The 19,178-nt window shown below is 69.7% G+C and carries 11 protein-coding genes and 3 pseudogenes; 7 read left to right on the top strand and 7 right to left on the bottom strand.

Annotated features, from left to right (window positions below; genetic code table 11):
• Nucleotides 1-58 precede the first annotated feature (58 nt).
• Nucleotides 59-1,531: a Re/Si-specific NAD(P)(+) transhydrogenase subunit beta gene (gene pntB / locus OG758_RS12155; RefSeq protein WP_326710000.1), complete on the bottom strand. Its 1,473-nt coding sequence runs from the start codon at nucleotides 1,529-1,531 to the stop codon at nucleotides 59-61.
• A 6-nt stretch (nucleotides 1,532-1,537) separates the two neighbouring features.
• Nucleotides 1,538-3,082: a Re/Si-specific NAD(P)(+) transhydrogenase subunit alpha gene (locus tag OG758_RS12150; RefSeq protein WP_326709999.1), complete on the bottom strand. Its 1,545-nt coding sequence runs from the start codon at nucleotides 3,080-3,082 to the stop codon at nucleotides 1,538-1,540.
• Between the two features lie 257 nt (nucleotides 3,083-3,339).
• Between OG758_RS12150 and OG758_RS12145 the strand changes: the two genes are divergently transcribed.
• Entirely contained in the window at nucleotides 3,340-4,314 is a 975-nt protein-coding gene (locus OG758_RS12145) for a 2-dehydropantoate 2-reductase (protein WP_266557367.1), read from the top strand.
• 166 nt (nucleotides 4,315-4,480) lie between these two features.
• Nucleotides 4,481-5,416 carry a LysR family transcriptional regulator gene (locus tag OG758_RS12140; protein WP_266557365.1) on the top strand — a complete coding sequence of 312 codons (936 nt, stop codon included), beginning with the start codon at nucleotides 4,481-4,483 and terminating at the stop codon, nucleotides 5,414-5,416.
• A 37-nt stretch (nucleotides 5,417-5,453) separates the two neighbouring features.
• Here the strand turns inward: OG758_RS12140 and OG758_RS12135 are convergent, their stop codons facing one another.
• Complete coding sequence (locus OG758_RS12135) at nucleotides 5,454-7,025, bottom strand: FadD7 family fatty acid--CoA ligase (RefSeq protein WP_326709998.1); 1,572 nt, start codon at nucleotides 7,023-7,025, stop codon at nucleotides 5,454-5,456.
• 292 nt (nucleotides 7,026-7,317) lie between these two features.
• Between OG758_RS12135 and oxc the strand changes: the two genes are divergently transcribed.
• Together oxc and frc are read left to right on the top strand one after the other, a co-directional pair.
• Nucleotides 7,318-9,069 (top strand): oxalyl-CoA decarboxylase, encoded by a 1,752-nt coding sequence (gene oxc / locus OG758_RS12130; RefSeq protein ID WP_326709997.1) that lies wholly within the window; start codon nucleotides 7,318-7,320, stop codon nucleotides 9,067-9,069.
• An 88-nt stretch (nucleotides 9,070-9,157) separates the two neighbouring features.
• Nucleotides 9,158-10,414 (top strand): formyl-CoA transferase, encoded by a 1,257-nt coding sequence (gene frc / locus OG758_RS12125; RefSeq protein WP_326709996.1) that lies wholly within the window; start codon nucleotides 9,158-9,160, stop codon nucleotides 10,412-10,414.
• A 212-nt stretch (nucleotides 10,415-10,626) separates the two neighbouring features.
• Here frc and OG758_RS12120 read toward each other — a convergent pair whose 3' ends face one another.
• Both OG758_RS12120 and OG758_RS12115 read right to left on the bottom strand, forming a co-directional pair.
• Complete coding sequence (locus OG758_RS12120) at nucleotides 10,627-11,070, bottom strand: PAS domain-containing protein (protein ID WP_326709995.1); 444 nt, start codon at nucleotides 11,068-11,070, stop codon at nucleotides 10,627-10,629.
• Between the two features lie 195 nt (nucleotides 11,071-11,265).
• Entirely contained in the window at nucleotides 11,266-12,357 is a 1,092-nt protein-coding gene (locus OG758_RS12115) for an integrase core domain-containing protein (RefSeq protein WP_326709994.1), read from the bottom strand.
• A gap of 118 nt (nucleotides 12,358-12,475) precedes the next feature.
• Here OG758_RS12115 and OG758_RS12110 point away from each other — a divergent pair.
• Nucleotides 12,476-12,778, top strand: a pseudogene (locus OG758_RS12110) (ABC transporter permease); the annotation flags it as partial.
• Nucleotides 12,779-12,860: 82 nt separating this feature from the next.
• Here the strand turns inward: OG758_RS12110 and ggt are convergent.
• Together ggt and OG758_RS12100 are read right to left on the bottom strand one after the other, a co-directional pair.
• Nucleotides 12,861-14,714, bottom strand: coding sequence for a gamma-glutamyltransferase (gene ggt, locus OG758_RS12105; protein WP_326709993.1), 1,854 nt, complete (start codon nucleotides 14,712-14,714; stop codon nucleotides 12,861-12,863).
• Nucleotides 14,715-15,438: 724 nt separating this feature from the next.
• A pseudogene (locus tag OG758_RS12100) lies at nucleotides 15,439-15,786 on the bottom strand (integrase core domain-containing protein); the annotation flags it as partial.
• 330 nt (nucleotides 15,787-16,116) lie between these two features.
• On the opposite strand from OG758_RS12100, the pseudogene OG758_RS12095 reads away from it, so the two are divergent.
• Nucleotides 16,117-16,197 (top strand): annotated as a pseudogene (locus OG758_RS12095) (transposase); the annotation flags it as partial.
• 391 nt (nucleotides 16,198-16,588) lie between these two features.
• A complete protein-coding gene (locus tag OG758_RS12090; protein WP_326709992.1) occupies nucleotides 16,589-18,946 on the top strand; it encodes a glycosyl hydrolase family 95 catalytic domain-containing protein in 2,358 nt (785 codons plus the stop codon).
• The last annotated feature ends 232 nt before the right edge of the window (nucleotides 18,947-19,178 follow it).

Raw genomic sequence — 19,178 nt, 5'->3', positions numbered from 1 at the left:
ACCGGGAGAGCATCCCGGCCGCCGCGCGTCGTATCGGCGATGTACGTCTACTTGACGGTCAGGCAGGTGCGGGCTGCTCCGCCGGCCTGGGGCCGGAACCCGCCGCCGGGCCCGGGTCGCTCACTGCCAGCTCGCGCAGGATCGCCTCCACGCTCTGCTTGGCGTCGCCGAACAGCATGCTGCTGTTCTCCCGGAAGAACAGCGGGTTCTGCACGCCTGCGTACCCGGAGGCCATGGACCGCTTGAACACGACGACGTGCTCCGCCTCCCACACCCGCAGTACCGGCATCCCCGCGATGGGGCTGGCCGGATCGTCCATCGCCGCCGGATTGACCGTGTCGTTGGCGCCGATGACCAGGACCACCGAGGTGTCGGCGAAGTCGTCGTTGATCTCGTCCATCTCCAGGACGACGTCGTACGGGACGCGGGCCTCGGCCAGGAGGACGTTCATGTGCCCAGGCAGCCGCCCGGCCACGGGGTGCACGCCGAAGCGGACGGTCACGCCGCGCTCGCGCAGGCGGCGCGTCAGCTCCGCCACCGGGTGCTGGGCCTGGGCGACCGCCATGCCGTACCCCGGCGTGATGATCACTTGTGTGGCGTTGAGCAGTGCGTTCGCGGTGTCCTCGGCGCTGATCTCCCGGTGCTCGCCCTGCTCCTCCTCGCCGCTGGGTGCGGCCTCGACGCCGAAGCCGCCCGCGATGACGGAGAGGAAGGACCGGTTCATGGCCCGGCACATGACGTAGGACAGGTAAGCGCCGGAGGAGCCGACCAAGGCCCCGGTCACGATGAGCAGGTTGTTGTCCAGGAGGAAGCCGGCCGCGGCGGCGGCCCAGCCCGAGTAGCTGTTGAGCATCGACACCACGACGGGCATGTCGCCGCCGCCGATGGAGGCGACCAGATGCCAGCCGAGCGCGAGCGCGAGCACGGTGACGGCGATCATCAGCGCGAGGTTCGGGCTGACGGTGAACCAGACGGTCAGGCCCACGAAGCCGGCCAGCGCGCCGACGTTGAGGAGGTTCTTCCCGGGCAGGGTCAGCGGCCGGGACTTGATGCGCGCCGACAGCTTCAGGAACGCGATCACGGAACCCGTGAAGGTGACCGCGCCGATGAAGATGCCGATGAACACCTCGGCGTGGTGGATCCGCAGCAGCGAACCGGCCAGCTCGGTGGAGCCCGGGTGCTGCGCCTCGACCTCCAGGTAGCTGTTCCACCCGATCAGTACGGCGGCGAGCCCGACGAGGCTGTGCAGCACGGCGATCAGCTCGGGCATCTGGGTCATCTCGACGCGGCGGGCCCGCCACAGGCCGATCGCGCCACCGATCGCGCCCGCGATTGCGATCAGCGCGATCGACCCGCCGGAGACGGAGCGCCCGGCGACGACGACGGTGGCGACGAGCGCGAGGGCCATGCCCGCCACGCCGTAGGCGACCCCCGCCCGGGCGGTGTGGTGCTGGGAGAGTCCCGCCAGGCTGAGGACGAACAGCAGTGCGGCGACGATGTCGGCGGCCTGGGCCGCCGTGGTTGTGTTCATCGAACCTCAGCCTTTCGAGAACATGCCGAGCATGCGACGGGTGACGGCGAACCCACCGAAGATGTTCACGGTGGTGAGCAGGATGGCCAGGAACGCCAACACGCCGATTGCCAGGGGCGGGTGGCCGATCTGGAGCAGCGCCCCGACTACCACGATCCCCGAGATCGCGTTGGTGACCGACATCAGTGGGGTGTGCAGCGCGTGGTGGACCTTGCCGATCACGTAGTAGCCGATGACCACGGCTAGCGCGAACACCGTGAAATTGGAGGCGAGTTGGGCGGGTGAGACGGCGACGATCGCGAACAGGGCGAGCATCCCGAGCGCGATAAGGCCGTAGCGGCCCGCCGGTGACAGGCGCCGTGGCGGCGTCGGATCGACCGGTGACGCCGGCGCGGCCGGGGCCTTCGCGGGCGCCGCCGAGACCGCGACGGGGGGCGGCGGCCACAGCGTCTCGCCGTCGTGCACCACAGTCACCGCGCGCTGTACGACGTCCTTGAGGTCGAGGGTCAGCTGCCCGTCCCGTTCCGGGGTGAGCAGCTTCAGCAGGTTCACCAGGTTCGTGCCGTACAGCTGTGAGGCTTGGGCGGGCAGGCGGCCCGCGAGGTCGGTGTAGCCGATGACGGTGACGCCGTTCTCGGTGACGATCGCCCGGCCGCTCACCGTCCCCTCGACGTTCCCGCCCTGCGCCGCCGCCATGTCGACGATGACGCTGCCCGGTTTCATCGAGGCCACCTGCATGGCCGTGATCAGCCGTGGCGCGGGGCGCCCCGGGATGAGGGCCGTCGTGATGATGATGTCGACGTCCCTGGCCTGCTCGGAGTAGATCTCGGCGGCGCGTCGGTCGTAGGCCTCGGAGGTGGCCCGCGCGTATCCGTCGCCGGCCGACTCCTGTTCGACCTCTACGGGCAGGAACTCGCCGCCGAGCGAGCGCACTTGATCGGCGACCTCGCTGCGCGGATCCGTGGCCCGCACCACCGCGCCGAGGCTCCCAGCGGCTCCGATGGCTGCCAGGCCGGCCACTCCGGCGCCGACCACCAGCACTTTCGCGGGAGGCACTTTGCCGGCCGCGGTGACCTGCCCGGTGAAGAAGCGTCCGAAGGCGTGGGCCGCCTCGATGACCGCGCGATAGCCGGCGATGTTGGCCATCGAGCTGAGCACGTCCAGGGACTGGGCCCGCGAGATGCGGGGCACGGCGTCCATCGACAATGCGGTCAGGGGTCTGTTCGCGAGCTCGGTGAGGAGTTCGGAGTGTTGCGCGGGGGCGAGCAGGCCGACGATCGTCGCCCCGTCCCGCAGCCGCCGCACCTCGTCGTGGGACGGCGCGTTGACCTTGAGGACGACATCGGCCGGCCAGGCGTCGTCGAGGCGCGCTCCCGCCTCGACGTACGACGCGTCGGAGAAGCCCGATGCGGCTCCGGCCCCGGTCTCGACGACGATCTCGTAGCCGAGCTCGATCAGGCGGCGGACGGTGTCGGGGGTGGCCGCCACTCTGGTTTCCCCGGAGGTCGACTCGGCGACCACGCCGATGCGTTGTGGTGGTGAAGCGGGCATTGCTCTCCTTCTCTCAGGGGCCTTACGGGTCCGTCGGTGCGTCGGGAGCGTCGGGAGCGTAGCAAGAGGGGCACGGGGCAGGAGCAGTGCAGCATATTGTATGCAGTTTGCTGGGTGTCAGGAGTGGGCCCCGGCGGCCGGGCAGTTGGGGATATCGCGGCCGTATCAGTTCGGGCGCGACGGGTGTACAGCGGAGAGTCCGACTGCATACAGTATCCAATCACAATCGCTCACCCTTCCTCCCGAGAGGAGTTGCCGTGAAGATTGCTGTCCTCGGAGCCGGTGCGATCGGAGCCTTCGTAGGAGCGGCCCTGCACCGGGGTGGTGCCGATGTCCACCTGATCGCCCGCGGTCCGCACCTGCAGGCCATCCGTGAGCGCGGGGTCAGGGTCATCAGCCCGCGCGGAGACTTCGTCGCCCACCCGCACGCCACCGACGACCCCACCGAGATCGGACCCGTGGACTTCGTGTTCCTCGGGCTCAAAGCACACTCCTACCCGTCCAGCGGCCCGCTGATCGAACCGCTCCTCGGCGAGTACACCGCCGTCGTCGCCGGGCAGAACGGCATCCCGTGGTGGTACTTCCACCGGCTCGCGGGACCCTACGAGGGCCGCCGGATCGAGGCGGTGGACCCGGGCGGTGCGACCAGCAAGGTCCTCGCGCCGGAACGGGCCGTGGGCTGCGTGGTCTACCCCGCCACCGTCATCGACGCCCCCGGCGTGATCCGCCACCTCGAAGGCACCCGCTTCTCCATCGGTGAACCCGGTGGCGGGATTTCGGCGCGGTGCACCGCGCTGAGCGAGGCGATGGTCGCGGGCGGGCTCAAGTGCCCCGTGGAGCCGAACCTGCGCGACGATATCTGGATCAAGCTGATGGGCAACGTCGCCTTCAACCCGATCAGCGCCCTCACCCGGGCCACGATGGTGGAGATCTGCCAACATCCGCCGACACGACGCCTGGTGGCCCAGCTCATGGAGGAGACGTTGGACATTGCCGCCCGGGTCGGCAGCAACCCGGATATCTCCATCGAGAAGCGCCTGCGGGGCGCGGAGGGCGTCGGCGACCACAAGACGTCGATGCTCCAGGACCTGGAAGCGGGCAAGCAGCTGGAACTCGACGCCATCGTGACCGCGGTGGTGGAGATGGCCGACATCACGGGTGCCGAGGCACCCAGGCTCCGAGCGGTGCACGCGGCCACCGACCTGCTGGCACGCCGCACCGGCACGGGATGAAGCGCGGCCCTGCTCCCCCAATGACCTTGGGGAGCAGGGCCTTCGGATCGGGCATGGCGCAGCCGAGACCGCCGGGTAAGCTCGGGCAGCGCGCCACCGCAGGTGTGTTCGACCTGGTCGGGGGCGGGGACGTATGGGATGCGGGGGACGAAGCAGGAGGCGGGGCATGCTCTTCCGGCAGCTGGAGTACTTCGTGGCGGTGGCCCGGGAGAGGCACTTCGCGCGCGCCGCGGAAGCCTGCTTCGTCTCGCAGCCCGCACTCTCCGTGTCGATCGCCAAACTGGAGCGCGAACTCAACGTCACACTGATCAACCGCGGCCACAACTACCAGGGCCTGACGCCCGAAGGCGAGCGCCTGGTCGTCTGGGCCAAGCGGATCCTCGCCGAGCAGGAGGCGTTCAAGGCCGAGGTGGCCGCCGTCCAGTCGGGCATCACCGGGACGCTGCGCCTCGGCGCGGAGCCCACCGCCTCGACGACACTCGCGCTGCCGGTGATGGCGTTCTGCACCGCGCACCCGCTGGCCAAGGTCCAAGTGCGCTCCCGCCTGTCCACCACGGAACTCATCCGGCAGCTGCGCGCCTTCGAGCTCGACGCGGCCATCGCCCACTTCGGCCCCGAGGACCGGGACGGACTCCAGGTGACGCCGCTGTACGAGGAGCGGTACATGCTGCTTGCCGCGGCCGATCAACTGCTGCCCCAGTCCGACACCCTCACCTGGGCCGAGGCGTCCCAGCTGCCGCTCGCGCTGCTCACCCCCGACATGCGGATCCGTCAGGTCATCGACGCCGCGTTCACTCGCAGCGGAGTCACTGTCACCCCGCAGGTGGAGACCGACTCGGTGGCGACCCTGTACGCGAACGTGGGCGCGGGCGCCTGTACCAGCATCGTGCCCCACACCTGGCTGAGGGCCCTGCCGGTCACCGGCCGGATGCGCGCGCTGCGCCTCGTCGAACCGGACGCGCGAGCGCTCATCTCGGTCGCGATCCACGACGCGACGCCGGGCTCGCTCGCGGCCCGCGCGTTCATGACGGCGGCGGCCTCACTGCGCCTGGACGACTTCTTCGACCAGCCGCTGCCCGTGGCCGAACCCCTGGTCCGCTGAAGCGGGGCGGGTCCGGCGGGCCCGCCCGGCCGCTACGTCACCGGGCGAAACGGAGCTGGACCGCCTGCCGGTCCAGCGCTCCCTTGGCCGTGTGCGGCAGCGCCTCGACGACCCGGATCCGCTCGGGCACCTCGAAAGCGGCCAGCCGGCCCCGGCAGTACCTGACGATCTCGGAGGGCTCCGCGTCCTCCCCCTCGCGCAGCACCACGGCCGCGCCCACCCGATGCCCGTGCCGCTCGTCCGGCACCCCGAACACGGCGGCCTCGGCGATAGCGGGACAACCGCACAACACGTCCTCGACGTACTCGGGACTGACCTGATCGCCCGCCCGGGTGATCAGATTCCTGATCCGGCCGGTGAGGAACAGAGCGCCGTCGGCGTCCAGATGCCCCAGGTCCCCGGTGCGCAGCCAGCCTCCGCCGAAACCGTGCGCAGTCGCCGCCGGATCGACGAGATAGCCCCTGGTCACGCTGGGGCCGCGCACCCAGACCTCGCCCTGCACACCGGGCGGGCACGCCTGCCCCGACGCGTCGACGACCTGAATCCGCGTCCCGGTCGGCCGGCCCACGGATCCGTGCTTGGACGTACCGGTCGGCGGCAGGGGTTCGCTGCTCGCCTGATGGGCGGCCTCCGTCATGCCGTACGCCGACAGGAGCGGCACCCCGAGCGTGCGCTCAAGAGCCCGCTGGGTCGCGGTGTTGAGCGGAGCGCTGGAACTGCGGGCGAAGCGCAGCGGCGGCACGAGCGGCGCGAGATGTTCGACCGCCGAGCGGTCGAGGAGGATCTCGTGGATGGCGGGCACCGCGGTGAACCAGGTGGCCCCCACCGCCCGCATGTCATCCCAGAACGTGTCCGCCGAGAAACGCCCCCCGGCCGGGAGCAGCACACACCCGCCGCCGGCGAGCGTGGCGAGCAGCGCCGCGATCAGCCCGTGCGTGTGGAACAGCGGCATGACCGCCACCGTCGCGTCTCGCGGCCCCAGTTCGTACGTCGCGCACAGCGCACGCACCGCCGCGGCCACGTTCCCGTGGGTCAGCGGCACCAGGCGGGCCCCGTCCGTGGTGCCCGCCGTCGACAGGATCAGGGCGTCGTCCGGGGCGAGGCCCGGTGCGGGTGTCCCGTACAGGCCGAGCGGCGCGCGCGTCGTATCGAGCGTGACCATGCAGGGGGCGCCGGACGCGACGCTTACCCGCACGGGCCAGGCCGGTACGCCCGCGGGCGCCTCGGGCCCGCACAGCACCACCCGCGCCCCGAACATCCTGAGCCGCGCGGCCAGTTGACCGGCGGTCAGAGCCGGATCCAGCGGGGCGACGACCGCGCCGGCCCGGGCCGCACCCAAGAGGGACACGACGTACTCGACGCTGTTCGCGGCGACCAGCCCCACCGGGTCCCCGGGCCGTACCCCGGCGGCCGTCAGCCGGCGGGCCAGGTTGTCGGCGAGCGAGGCGAGAGCGGCATACGACAGTTCGACGCGATCCGCACCGACGACGAGGGCCCGCGCGTGCGGACGCGCCCGCACGGGCCGCGACAGCAGATCGACGAGACCGGTGAGCGCGGGGACGTGGTAACGGTCCGGTTCACGCACGGACGCCGTGGCCACTGTGGCCATCACCGCACCTCCTTGCGCCGGTTGAGGCGAACAGCCGACACATCCGAAACGGTCGACAGAGCTGAAACGGTCGACTGCGAGCCTGGGGGCCGTGGCCCGTCAGCGTCCAATGCGCAACGGTGAACGGCTGATAGTGGCCGACTATCACCGCAGGTACCCGGGCCCGTTCCGGCCGTTGATAAATACCGGTTATTGGCTGGTCGTCGTCAGGTCTTGGACGGGGCGAGGGTGCAGTGCGGAAGGTGGATCCACAAGCCGCACAGCATCACTTGCCCAAGGAGGACCTCGGACCATGACCGCCCCCTCACCACAGGAGACAGCGGCGAACGCCGACGCACAGGCCGAGCTCACCGACGGGTACCACCTGGTCGTCGACGCTCTGAAGCTGAACGACGTCGAGACCATCTACGGCGTGGTCGGCATCCCGATCACGGATCTGGCCCGGCTCGCCCAGGCCGAGGGCATCCGCTACATCGGCTTCCGCCACGAGTCCAACGCGGCCCACGCCGCGGCCGCGGCCGGCTACCTCACCAAGAAGCCGGGCATCGCTCTCACGGTGTCCGCGCCGGGGTTCCTGAACGGACTCGTCGGCCTGGCCAACGCCACCACCAACTGCTTCCCGATGGTGCAGATCTCGGGGTCCAGCGAGCGCCACCTCGTCGACCTCAAGCAGGGCGACTACGAGGAGATGGACCAGCTCGCCGCCGCGCAGCCGTTCTGCAAGGCCGCGTACCGCATCAGCCGGGTCGAGGACATCGGCCGGGGCATCGCCCGCGCGCTGCGCACCGCCGTCTCCGGCCGGCCGGGCGGCGTCTACCTCGACATCCCGGCCGCCGTACTCGGCTCCATCATGGACAAGGCGGAGGGCGCCAAGACCCTCAGCCGGCTGGTCGACCCGTCTCCGCGACAGCTGCCCGCGCCCGAGGCGGTGGATCGCGCCATCGAACTCCTCGCCGGCGCCGAGCGGCCGCTCGTGGTGCTCGGCAAGGGCGCCGCCTACGCCCAGGCCGACGACAGGATCCGGGAGTTCGTCGAGTCGACCGGCATCCCGTACGTACCGATGTCGATGGCCAAGGGCCTGCTGCCCGACGACCACCCGCAGTCGGTGGCGACCGCCCGCTCCCTCGCGCTGCGCAAGGCCGACGTCGTGATGCTCGTCGGAGCCCGCCTCAACTGGCTGCTCGGGCACGGCGAGGCGCCGCAGTGGAACCCCGACGCGAAGTTCATCCAGGTCGACATCGAGCCCAGGGAGCTGGACAGCAACCAGCCGATCGCGGCCCCCCTCGTCGGTGACGTCGAGTCCGTGCTGGAGGCGCTGGCCGAGCGCGCCAAGCCGGGACAGATCTCCGCGCCCGCCGCCTGGCGCGAGGAGCTCGCGGCGCGCTCCGCGCAGAACGTCGAGAAGATGGCCGGACGCCTGGCGGCCGACCCGCACCCGATGCAGTTCATGGGCGCGCTGCGCGCCGTACGCGACGTGCTGCGCGACAACCAGCACGCCTACCTCGTCAATGAGGGTGCCAACGCCCTCGACATGGCGCGCAACGTCATCGACATGCACGTCCCGCGCCACCGCCTGGACGTCGGCACCTGGGGTGTGATGGGGATCGGCATGGGCTACGCGATCGCCGCCGCCGTGGAGACCGGCCAGCCGGTGATCGCCGTCGAGGGCGACAGCGCCTTCGGGTTCAGCGGCATGGAACTGGAAACGATCTGCCGCTACCAGCTCCCCGTCACCACCGTGATCATGAACAACGGCGGTGTGTATCGCGGCAACGACGTCAACCCGCGCGACGACGCCCCGTCGCCCACCAGCCTGACGCTGTCCGCCCGGCACGACCTGATGATCGAGGCGTTCGGTGGCAAGGGCTACCGCGCCACCACGCCCGCCGAGGTCACCGCAGCCCTCACCGAGTCGCTCGCCGCGGGCGGACCCGCCCTGATCGACTGCGCCATCGACCCCGGCGCGGGTACGGAGAGCGGTCACATCTCGCACCTCAACCCCAAGGGCATCACCGTCGGCAACATCGTGCCGTCGAAGAAGTGACCGCCCGCACTGTTCGGCAAGCCATCTCTCAACTTGCGAACGCACAACCACTGTTCGCCGCGCAACCCATCACGAGAAGGACTCAGACATGAATGAACAGCCGCTCGCGGGCATTAAGGTGATCGACTTCACCGGGGTTCAGGCGGGCCCTGCCTGTACGCAGATGCTCGCCTGGTTCGGCGCCGACGTCATCAAGGTCGAGCGCATCAATGGCGGCGACGTGACCCGCCAGCAGCTGCGCGACATCCCGGACCTCGACGCCCTGTACTTCACCATGCTCAACTCCAACAAGCGCTCCCTGGCCATCAACACCAAGACGGCCGAGGGCAAGGAGGTCATGGAGAAGCTGATCCGCGAGGCCGACATCCTTGTCGAGAACTTCGCGCCCGGCGCCATGGACCGGATGGGCCTCGGCTGGGACCACATACACGAGCTCAACCCGCGCCTCATTTTCGGCTCGGTCAAGGGCTTCAACGAGCAGTCCAAGTGGAACGACCTGAAGACCTACGAGAACGTCGCCCAGGCCGCCGGCGGCGCTGCCTCCACCACCGGCTTCTGGGACGGCCCGCCCACCATCTCAGGCGCCGCCCTCGGCGACTCCAACACCGGGATGCACCTGATGATCGGGCTGCTCACGGCGATCATCCAGCGCAACCAGACGGGCCTCGGCCAGAAGGTCTCCGTCTCCATGCAGGACGCTTGCCTCAACCTCACCCGCGTCAAGCTGCGCGACCAGCAGCGCCTGGAGAAGGTCGGCTACCTGGAGGAGTACCCGCAGTACCCGCACGGCGAGTTCGGCGACGCCGTGCCGCGCGGCGGCAACGCGGGAGGCGGCGGCCAGCCCGGCTGGATCCTCAAGTGCAAGGGCTGGGAGACCGACCCCAACGCCTACATCTACTTCACCGTCCAGGAGCAGAACTGGAAGCGCACGGCCGAGGCCATCGGCCGCCCGGAGTGGGCCGACGACCCGGAGTACAGCACTGCCCGCGCCCGCCAGCCACACATCATGGACATCTTCGGCGAGATCGAGAAGTGGCTCGCCGACAAGACCAAGTACGAGGCCGTCGACATCCTGCGCGAGTGGGAGGTGCCGTGCGCCCCGGTCCTGTCGATGAAGGAGCTCGCCGAGGACCCCGACATGCGTAAGAGCGGAACCATCGTCGAGGTGGAGCAGAAGGAGCGCGGTACCTATCTGACGGTGGGCAGCCCGGTGAAGTTCTCCGCGTTCCAGCCGGACATCAAGGGCGCGCCGCTGCTCGGTGAGCACACCGACGAAGTCCTCGCGGACCTGGGCTACGACGCGGACGCCATCCGCAAGCTGCACGAGGGTTCCGTCGTCGCCTGACGCCTGTCCGCCTGGCGGCAGGGGTCAGGCGGCAGGCGGGGCAGGAGTCAGAGGACAAGGGGGTGCCCCGTGCGCGACGAGCGTGCGGGGCACCCGCGTGTGCGGACCCGGAGACGTGTGTAGTCCCAGACGTGCGCGGTCCCGGAGAACGCAGAACAGCGAGGCGGGCAGGGAACCCGGGGTTCCCTGCCCTCCTCGCCATGACCCGCGTTTCACAAGGTCGTGGCGCCGGCGTTCGCGTCGGCGAGGCGGCGGCGCAGCTCCTTCTCCTGAGCGCGGCGCGCGGTGACGTCACGGATGACCGCGCCGACATGTCCGGTGCCGCCCCGCGGATCCGGCAGGAGGCACACGCTGAACTCGATCGACAGGCTCGACCCGTCGGCCTTGAGCGCGGGCACGGTCAGCAGGTCGCTCGCACCGTAGTGGGTGGAGCCCTTGGCCATCGCCGCGTGGAAGCCCTTCCAGTGCGGGCGCCGGTGCCGCTCGGGGATGATCAGGTCGAGGCTCTGTCCGAGCACCTCGCTCTCCTTCCATCCGAAGATCCGCTCCGAGCCGCTGTTCCAGAACTCGATGAGCCCCTCGCTGTCGACGATGACGATGCCGTCGGGCGCGTGGATGGTCATGTGCGCGAGCAGTTCGGGGTGCGGGACTGCCATGGTTCCTCCGGGTGGCGCGATGCGGGCGTAAGGCCGGTTGTAAGCATACTGAATACAATCGACCAGATCGATGGGTGAGTCGAGGTTGAACTCAGAGTCGATGCCCGGGAGTTGACGATCCCGACCTGAGTCGTGAGCTGGGCTGTGGGGCTCAAATATGGGATTCGGCTGCTGATCTGCGGGTTCGTAGTGGTGTCAACTGGCTATCTGGTACTCATTGATGAGTCCGCCGAGGATTGCTGTGCGGTGGACGCGGTGCTCGGCGAGGTCGATGGGGCGCGGCGGTCCGGCTTCAGCTTGCGATGGACAGAGCTGGCTCAGTGCGCGGTGAGGCCGGTGCCCGTTGTAGTGCTCCAGGTACCTGGTGAGGGTTCGGCGCAGGTGCCGTTCGTTGAGGATGAGTGCCCGGTCGAGGAGCTCGCGGCGCAGGGTGCCGATGAACCTTTCGCAGTGCGCGTTCGCTTTCGGGGCCTGGGGCGGGCTTTTGAGGACGCGCAGGCCGACGTCGGCGACGTCGGCGCAGACGGCGTCGAAGGCGTCGGTGACCTGGCCGCCGCGGTCACGGATCAGGAACTCGATGCCTGCGATGTTCATGCCGGTATCCATGAGGAAGTTGCGGGCGGCCTGGGTGGTCCATGGGCCGGTGGGGTTGGCGGTGACGCCGAGCAGGTGCGCACGGCGGCTACCGTGTTCGAGCATGACCAGGGCGTAGATGCGTTTGAGATTGATGGTGTCGACGTGCAGGAAGTCGACAGCGACGATGTGCTCGGCCTGGGCAGCGAGGAACTGCCTCCAGGTTGCTCCGGTGCGACGTGGGGCGGGGTCGATACCGGCCCGATTGAGGATGGTCCACATGGTGGAGGCGGCCATCTTGTGGCCGAGGCGGGTGAGTTCGCCGTGGATGCGCCGATGGCCCCATCCCGGGTTCTCGGCCGCCACGCGCAGGACCAGGGCTCTCACGGCGGCGGCCGTTGGCGGGCGTCCGGATCGGCGCCGCTGGCTATAGTCCCACTTCCTCGCGACCAGTTTGCGGTGCCAGGCCAGCAGCGTGGCCGGGGTCATCGGGAAGGCCTGAGCCCAGAGGCGGCGTGGTATCAGGTGCGAGAGGGTGGCGAACCACAGGCGGCCGGCTGGTTCGTAGCGTAGGCATGGGACATGTCGGCGCAGGACCGCGTTTTCGTGGCGCAGCACCAGCAACTCCGCGTCCTTCGTGACGTCACGCCGCAGCAGCAATGCGGGCAGCGACAGCAGGCGGCGGGTGACGGCGTACACCGTGGACAGGATCACGAAACATGATCCCAGACGCGGCAGAGCCGCTGCTCAGAATCCTGTACCCCCGGTTCTTTGCGGCGACGGGCTTCAAAACGGGACGACGATTCGTGTTTTTGAGCCTCACAGGTAGGCCTGGCTGTCGGCGGCGCTCGGCCTGATCTCCAAGACGGTCGAGTCCGCGAGCAACAAGCCGCTCCTCATCCAGTTTCTGGCGTTCCTCGGCTCGGCGTTCGTCCCGGCCGGCTCGATGGCCCCTGGCCTGCGCTGGTTCGCCGAGAACCAGCCGTTCACCCCGATGACCGAGACGCTGCGCGGCCTGCTCACCGGTTCGGAGATCGGCAACAGCGGCTGGATCTCGCTCGCCTGGTGCGCCGCGATCGCCGTGGTCGGCTACCTCTGGTCGCGCTCGCTCTTCAACAACACGACGAAGAGTTGAGCCGCGAGGGCCCGCATCTCATCGCACAGGGGCCCGCCTCCGGAAGTCCGGAGGCGGGCCCCTACTGGCTGGGTGGCCGGGGTCAGGGGGTCTCGTTGACCACCATGGCCGAGCCGCCGCCGCGGCGCTTCGGCTCGGCGACCGCCGTCACCTTGCCGTCGCGCCCGAACTCCAGCGCCGCGGCGGCGCCGATCTCGGGTGACGGCGTGAAGGCCTGCGGCGCCAGGACGAAGTGGTGGCCGAGGGCTTCGAGCGCGGGGCGCTCGGGTGAGTCGAGGAACGCGGGCTCGGCGTCGGTCGTGGTGCGGTTGCGCTGCGAGATGCGCGGCGCGGCGACCGCCTCGGGCAGCGACATCCCCAGGTCGAGGCGGTTGACGAGGGTCTGCAGCACCGTGGTGATGATGGTGGCGCCGCCCGGCGAGCCCACTGCGATCTGCGGTTTGCCGTCGCGCAGCACGATCGTCGGCGACATGCTGCTGCGCGGCCGCTTGCCCGGGCCCGGCAGGTTCGGGTCGGGAACGCCCGGCGTCAGTGGCGCGAAGTCGAAGTCGGTGAGCTCGTTGTTGAGTAGGAACCCGCGGCCCGGGACGGTGATCGCGGAGCCGCCGGTCTGCTCGATGGTCAGCGTGTACGAGACGACGTTGCCCCAGCGGTCGGACGCGACCAGGTGTGTGGTCGACGGCCCCTCGTGCGGCTCCTGGCTGCCGGTGCCGCGCGTGCAGCCCTGGCCGGGACGGCGCGGGTCGCCAGGAGCGAGCGGGCTGGTGAGCGCCGCGTCGGGGCGGATCAGGCAGGCCCGGTCCTTGGCGTACGTCTTGGACAGCAGTTCCGTGGCCGGCACGTCGGAGAACGCCGGGTCGCCCACCCAGCGGTTGCGGTCCGCGAACGCGATCCGGCTGGCCTCCAGGTAGTGGTGGAGCGCCTGGGTCCGGTCGGCGGACGACAGGTGGAAATTCTCCAGGATGTTCAGCGCCTCACCGACGGTGGTGCCGCCGGAGGACGACGGGGCCATGGAGTACACGTCCGAGCCGCGGTACGTGGTGTGCGTCGGGGTGCGCGGGATCGCCCGGTAGTCCGCGAGATCCGAGAGCTCCATGGACCCGGGGCGCACGTTCCGCGTCGAGCCCTCGGCCACCGGCGGGTGCTGCACCGTACGCACCACGTCGCGTCCGATGGAGCCGCCGTTCATGGCGCGGGCGCCCTCGTCGGCGAGCTGCCGGTAGGTTCGCGCCAGGTCCGGGTTGCGGAAGCGGGAGCCGACTACGGGCAACTGACCGTGCGGGAGGAAGAGTTCGGCCGTCGAGCTGATGTCGCGGAACCGCGCCTCGTTCATCTTGGTCTGGGCGCGGAACTCGTCGTTGACGACGAACCCGTCATCCGCGATGCGCGTTGCCGGGCGCAGGGCCTGCTTCAGGGGGATGGTGCCCCAGTCGTCCAGAGCCTTCTGCCAGGTGGCCGGGGTGCCCGGAATGCCCACGGACAGGCCCGAGTTGACTGCTTCGTCGAACGGGATCGGGTTGCCGGTCGACGGGTCGAGGAAGGCGTCAGGTCCCATCCGGGCGGGCCCGGTCTCGCGCCCGTCGATGGTGCGCACTTTCCCTGTCGCGGCGTCGTAGTACACGAAGTACCCGCCGCCCCCTATGCCCGCCGAGTACGGCTCGACCACACCGAGTGCGGCGGCGGTGGCCACGGCTGCGTCGACCGCGTTGCCGCCGTGCCGCAGCACGTTCAAGCCGGCCTGAGTGGCGTACGGATTCACGCTGGAGACCGCACCGCCGCTGCCGATGGCGACGGCCTGCTTCGCAGGCAGCTGAAGCCCGGAACCGTCGGCGCGCGGAGCGGAGGCGGGGGCTCCGACGGCGCCGGAGGGAGTCAGGACGGGAAACAGAAGCGCGGCCGCGGACGCGGCGACAACAACGGTACGACGGACAGGCATGGAGCCTCCGGTGACCAGAAATGAGGGGATCGGCCGAAACCCTGACAGCGTTGGAGCAGGTCAGCAACGAGACACGGGAAGATTTGCGGGAGATCTGAGGTTTCCGGCGGGTAGCCGAAAGGCGCCACTGCCCCCGGACTCCGCCCCGGCACCGGGCGCCGAGACGAAGCCGCGGGGGCCGTACGGGATCCCGTACGGCCCCCGCGGTGGTCGGGTGGCTTCTCGCTTCGGACCGTCCGTCAGCTCACTTGCCGTAGGCCTTCTTGAGCAGGTCCACGTACGCCTTGGGCGAGTGCATCAGGTGCTTGCGTGAGGCCTTGGCGTGTCCGTGGCGTAGCAGGTCGCGGTGCCAACGCAGCGGGGTGTCGGGGGGAGACGATCAACTGGAGCTGGCGAAGTTGTACGGGGGGAGGAGGATGTGCAGGAGCGCGGCGAGCAGCGCACGGTCGGGCCAGGTGAGCTTCGGCTTGCCAATCTGCCTCTGCAGCACGGCCAGTTAATGGCCCAGCGCCAAGACTTCGGCGTCCTTGCCGCGGTCGCTCATCGGCAGGAGCCGTATCCAGGTGAACATGCCCTTCAATGCCAGGTAAGGCAGTCGCAGGAGCACCGGATCATCCTGGCCCCGGACGGAACGCGCTGGCAATCACCGGCCGAGGCCCTCACTGTCACCGCCGACTGGCATGGACCCGCGACAATGCCCACACGGCCCCTGACCAGCACGGGCGAAGACGGCGTCAAAGGAACGGGTGTACTTTGCTGTCCCGGTCCCGGAGGAGGAAGCGCAGCGGCTTCAACCGGTGCCCCTGCGCCATGGCAAGGTTCCTGGCCTGCTGAACGGCCTATTCGGCGGTGGGGTGGGCGGTGACGCCCGCGAGGTGGACGCGGCGGGTGCCGTGTTCGATGAAGATCAGGGCGTACAGGCGCTTGAGCGAAATGGTGTCCAGGTGCAGGAAGTCGGCGGCGCGATGATGCCGTGGGCCTGGGAGGTGAGGAACTGCCGCCAGGTGGGGCCGGAGCGCTGCGGCGCGGAGTCGATGCCGGCTGCGTGGAGGATCTCCCAGACTGTGGATGAGGGAGAGGAATTCTCCTTCCTGCGCCTCGAAACTGACACGGTTGGCGATGGTCTTCTCGCCGTAGCCGAAGCTGACGTCCTGGACCTCGATATCTGGTTGCGTGGGGGCCGGGTTCATCGCCGTCGTCTCAACTCCCGTGCTGACAGCGCCGCTGTTCATGACGCCTCCGGCAGCAGACTGGGGTCGTAGAGATCGTCGACTGTGGGGAGGCGCTTCCCGCTTTTGCCGTACTGGAGTTCAACTCGACTGTTCTGTCGTGTGACTGCCTCGCGCACCGGTTCGGGAATGCGGCCGACCGTCCGAACGGGGTGCGCAGGTGTCCGTCGGACATGACGGACGCGGAGTGGGTGGTGGTGCGCAACGCGCTGCCGGTTCCTGCCTGGCCGGAGTGTCGGGGCGGGCAGCCTGAAACGGGCCACGGCCGGAAGCCCCGCCAGTGCCAGACGTGCGAGACGCAGGGCCTGCGGTCTGTCCGGCAGGACCTCGTAGCTGGGGCTCACACCCACGTGTGCCGGGTGCCCGACGCAACGCCGTCGGCACCTCACGGTAGGCCCGCGGCCGCCGCCTCGTGCGCGCGGGACGCGGCCTCCGGCTGCGAGAACCATGATGCCTGCGCCCTCGAGCGGGGCGCGCTGCTACGTCTGGTCGATCGGACCGCGCCGGACTGCAAGGACGGCGGCCTCCCGTCCGTGGCCGCGCGAAAAGATCGGACCTCTGGCTTCAAGACCCCTTGTGGTTAACGGGTGTTGACTGCATCATTCCCGGGACGCGGGTTCACCTCCGAGTATGGGAGTCGCTTACATGAACGAGAGACACATCTCGGCCGCACTCTCCCGCCCATCCCGGCGGACCGCTCTCACTCTGGCCACCGGAGTGGGCGCAGCCACGCTTCTCCCGCAGACTGCCTCCGCCTGGGCCGCTTCTGCCGCCACCGTGGGGGCGAGCGCGCATTCCACCGATGTCTCGCCCCATGAACGGGTCGCGCGCGATGCCTCGTTGCGTTGGCGCACGCTGCCCGCCGACTGGAAGGACGGCGCACTGCTCGGCAACGGGCTGCTGGGCGCCGTCGTCTCCAAGGGCGCCGCCGCGAACACCCTCCAGGTGATGCTCAGCCACACCAAGGTGCAGGACCAGCGCGGGCAGTGGCGTGCGGCCATCGGATACTCCCGACTGCCGATCGGCTGTCTCACCCTCAGCCTCTCCGGCGAGATCACCGCCGTCGACTGGACCCTCGACCTGTACGACGCCGAACTGCGCGGCACCATCACCACGGTCCGGGGCAGCGTCGCGTTCAGCATCCTGGTGCACAACTCCCGTGACGCGCTGGTGGCGTTCACCGAGCCGAGCCCGGGGGAAGAGGACGCGGCCTGGTCCTTCACCTGGATGCCCGCCACCACGTCGCGCACAAAGGACAAGCCCGCCGACTACGTGGGCAACCCGGACCCCGCGACCGGCACTGCCGAGGGCACCTCCTATGTCGAGCAGCCGCTGATAGCGGGCGGCGGCTGGACCACGGCCTGGCGCGAGCGCCGCGACGGCACCCGCCGGGTGCTGGCCGCCCATGTCGTGTACCGGCACCCGGAGGAGCTGAGCGGCACCACGCGCCTCGCCCTCGCCGCGGTCGACCGCACCCTCGCCGCCTCCACCACGGGCCTGCTGAGCGAACACCGATCCTGGTGGCACCGCTACTACCGCCGCAGCTTCGTCTCCGTACCCGACAAGCGAATCCAGGACTTCTACTGGATTCAGCTGTACAAGCTCGCCAGCGCCACCCGCGCGAACGGGCCGTCCCTGTCCGAGTGGGGGCCGTGGTATCCGGAGACCGGGGGCAGCTGGACCGCCGTCTGGTGGAACCTGAACGTGCAGATCGCGAGCTGGCTGCTGCAGGGCTCCAACCATCCCGAACTCGATTCCGTCACCTCGACGTTCAAGGCCTTCGAGGCGGAACTCCCCACCTCCGTCCCCGCGGAGTACCGTGACGGCGATACCTACGCCCTCGCGCACCCCTCGGACTGGATGCTGCGCACCGGCGGAAAGACGGTCGGCGTCCCCGGCACCGCCTCCAAGACCGACAACACCGGCAACCTGCTGTGGGCGCTGCACAACATCTGGCTCAGCTACCGCCACTCCATGGACCTGGCGATCGTCCGCGACGTGCTCTACCCGATCCTCACCCGCGCGGTGAACTTCTACGACCACTTCCTGTACGAGGGTTCAGACGGCGCCCTGCATCTGCCGCTGACCCGCTCACCGGAGTGGGCCGACGCCGAGGACTGCACCTACGACCTGTCCCTGGTGCGCTGGGGCTGCACCACCCTCCTGCAGTGCCTGAAGCTGCTGCGCACGACGCACCCGAAGGCGGCCCGCTGGCAGGAGATCCTGGACCGGCTCACTCCCTACCCGCAGGACGCGACCGGGGTGATGGTCGGCGCGAACAAGCCGCTCACCGAGTCGCACCGGCACTTCTCGCACATGCTCTGGCTCTTTCCGCTCGCCGAGTACGACTACGCGCGCCCCGCCGACCGTGCCCTGATTGACACCACCTTCGACCACTGGGTCAAGGACCGTACGCAGTGGGCGGGTTACAGCTTCGCCGCCGCGTCCTCGATGGCTGCCCGGATCGGCCGTCCCGAGCAGGCCGTCGACCTGCTGACGTACTTCACCGATGGCAACGTGTTCCGCAACTCCCGGATGACCGAGAACACCATGTACGTCGAGGGCGGCAACCTTGCCGTCGAATCCCCGCTCACCGCAGGCCAGTCCGTGCTCGACATGGTGATCCAGAGCCACTCCGGGCCGGTGCGGGTCTTCCCCGGTGTGTCGGCGAGCTGGCCCGACGCCAGTGTCCAGGGCCTGCGCGCCCAGGGCGCCTTCCTCATCGACGCCGACCGGGCCGACGGCGCCACCCGATGGGTACGGGTGCACAGCGAGGCCGGCGCGCCGCTCGACCTGGAGCACGGGATCAGCGGGGACATCGACGTACGGGACGAGCAGGGGCGACGTTTGCCGTACCGCACGACGGGTGTCGGGCGCGCTGTGATCCAACTCCCGCAGGGCGCCGTGGTGTTGGTGACCCCTGCCGGCAAGAGGATCACCGGTCCCGCACCGCGGGACGTGCCCGCACTGTCGGCGCGGCGCCCCTGGGGGCTGCCGGACTGAACGCACCGGCGCGCCGGACTCGGGAGTGATGTTCTTGTTGAAGCGGAGCAGGCTGTTGGTCGGCGCCTGGCGGTAGTTGGTTGCGGGCCCGGTGGGGGCGGGCTCGTTGTCGTGCGGTGCGTAGGCGGCCAGGACCTGTCGGGCGTGGGCCTCGTTCATGATGAGGACATGGTCGAGGGCCTCGCGCCGGATGCTGCCGATCACCCGCTCGCGGTGAGCGTTCATCCGAGGA

Source organism: Streptomyces sp. NBC_01474, assembly GCF_035918215.1.
In the GTDB taxonomy this organism is placed as follows: domain Bacteria; phylum Actinomycetota; class Actinomycetes; order Streptomycetales; family Streptomycetaceae; genus Streptomyces; species Streptomyces aureus.
Note: the sequence above shows the minus strand (reverse complement) of the source record. Positions and strands in the feature narration are given on the sequence as shown.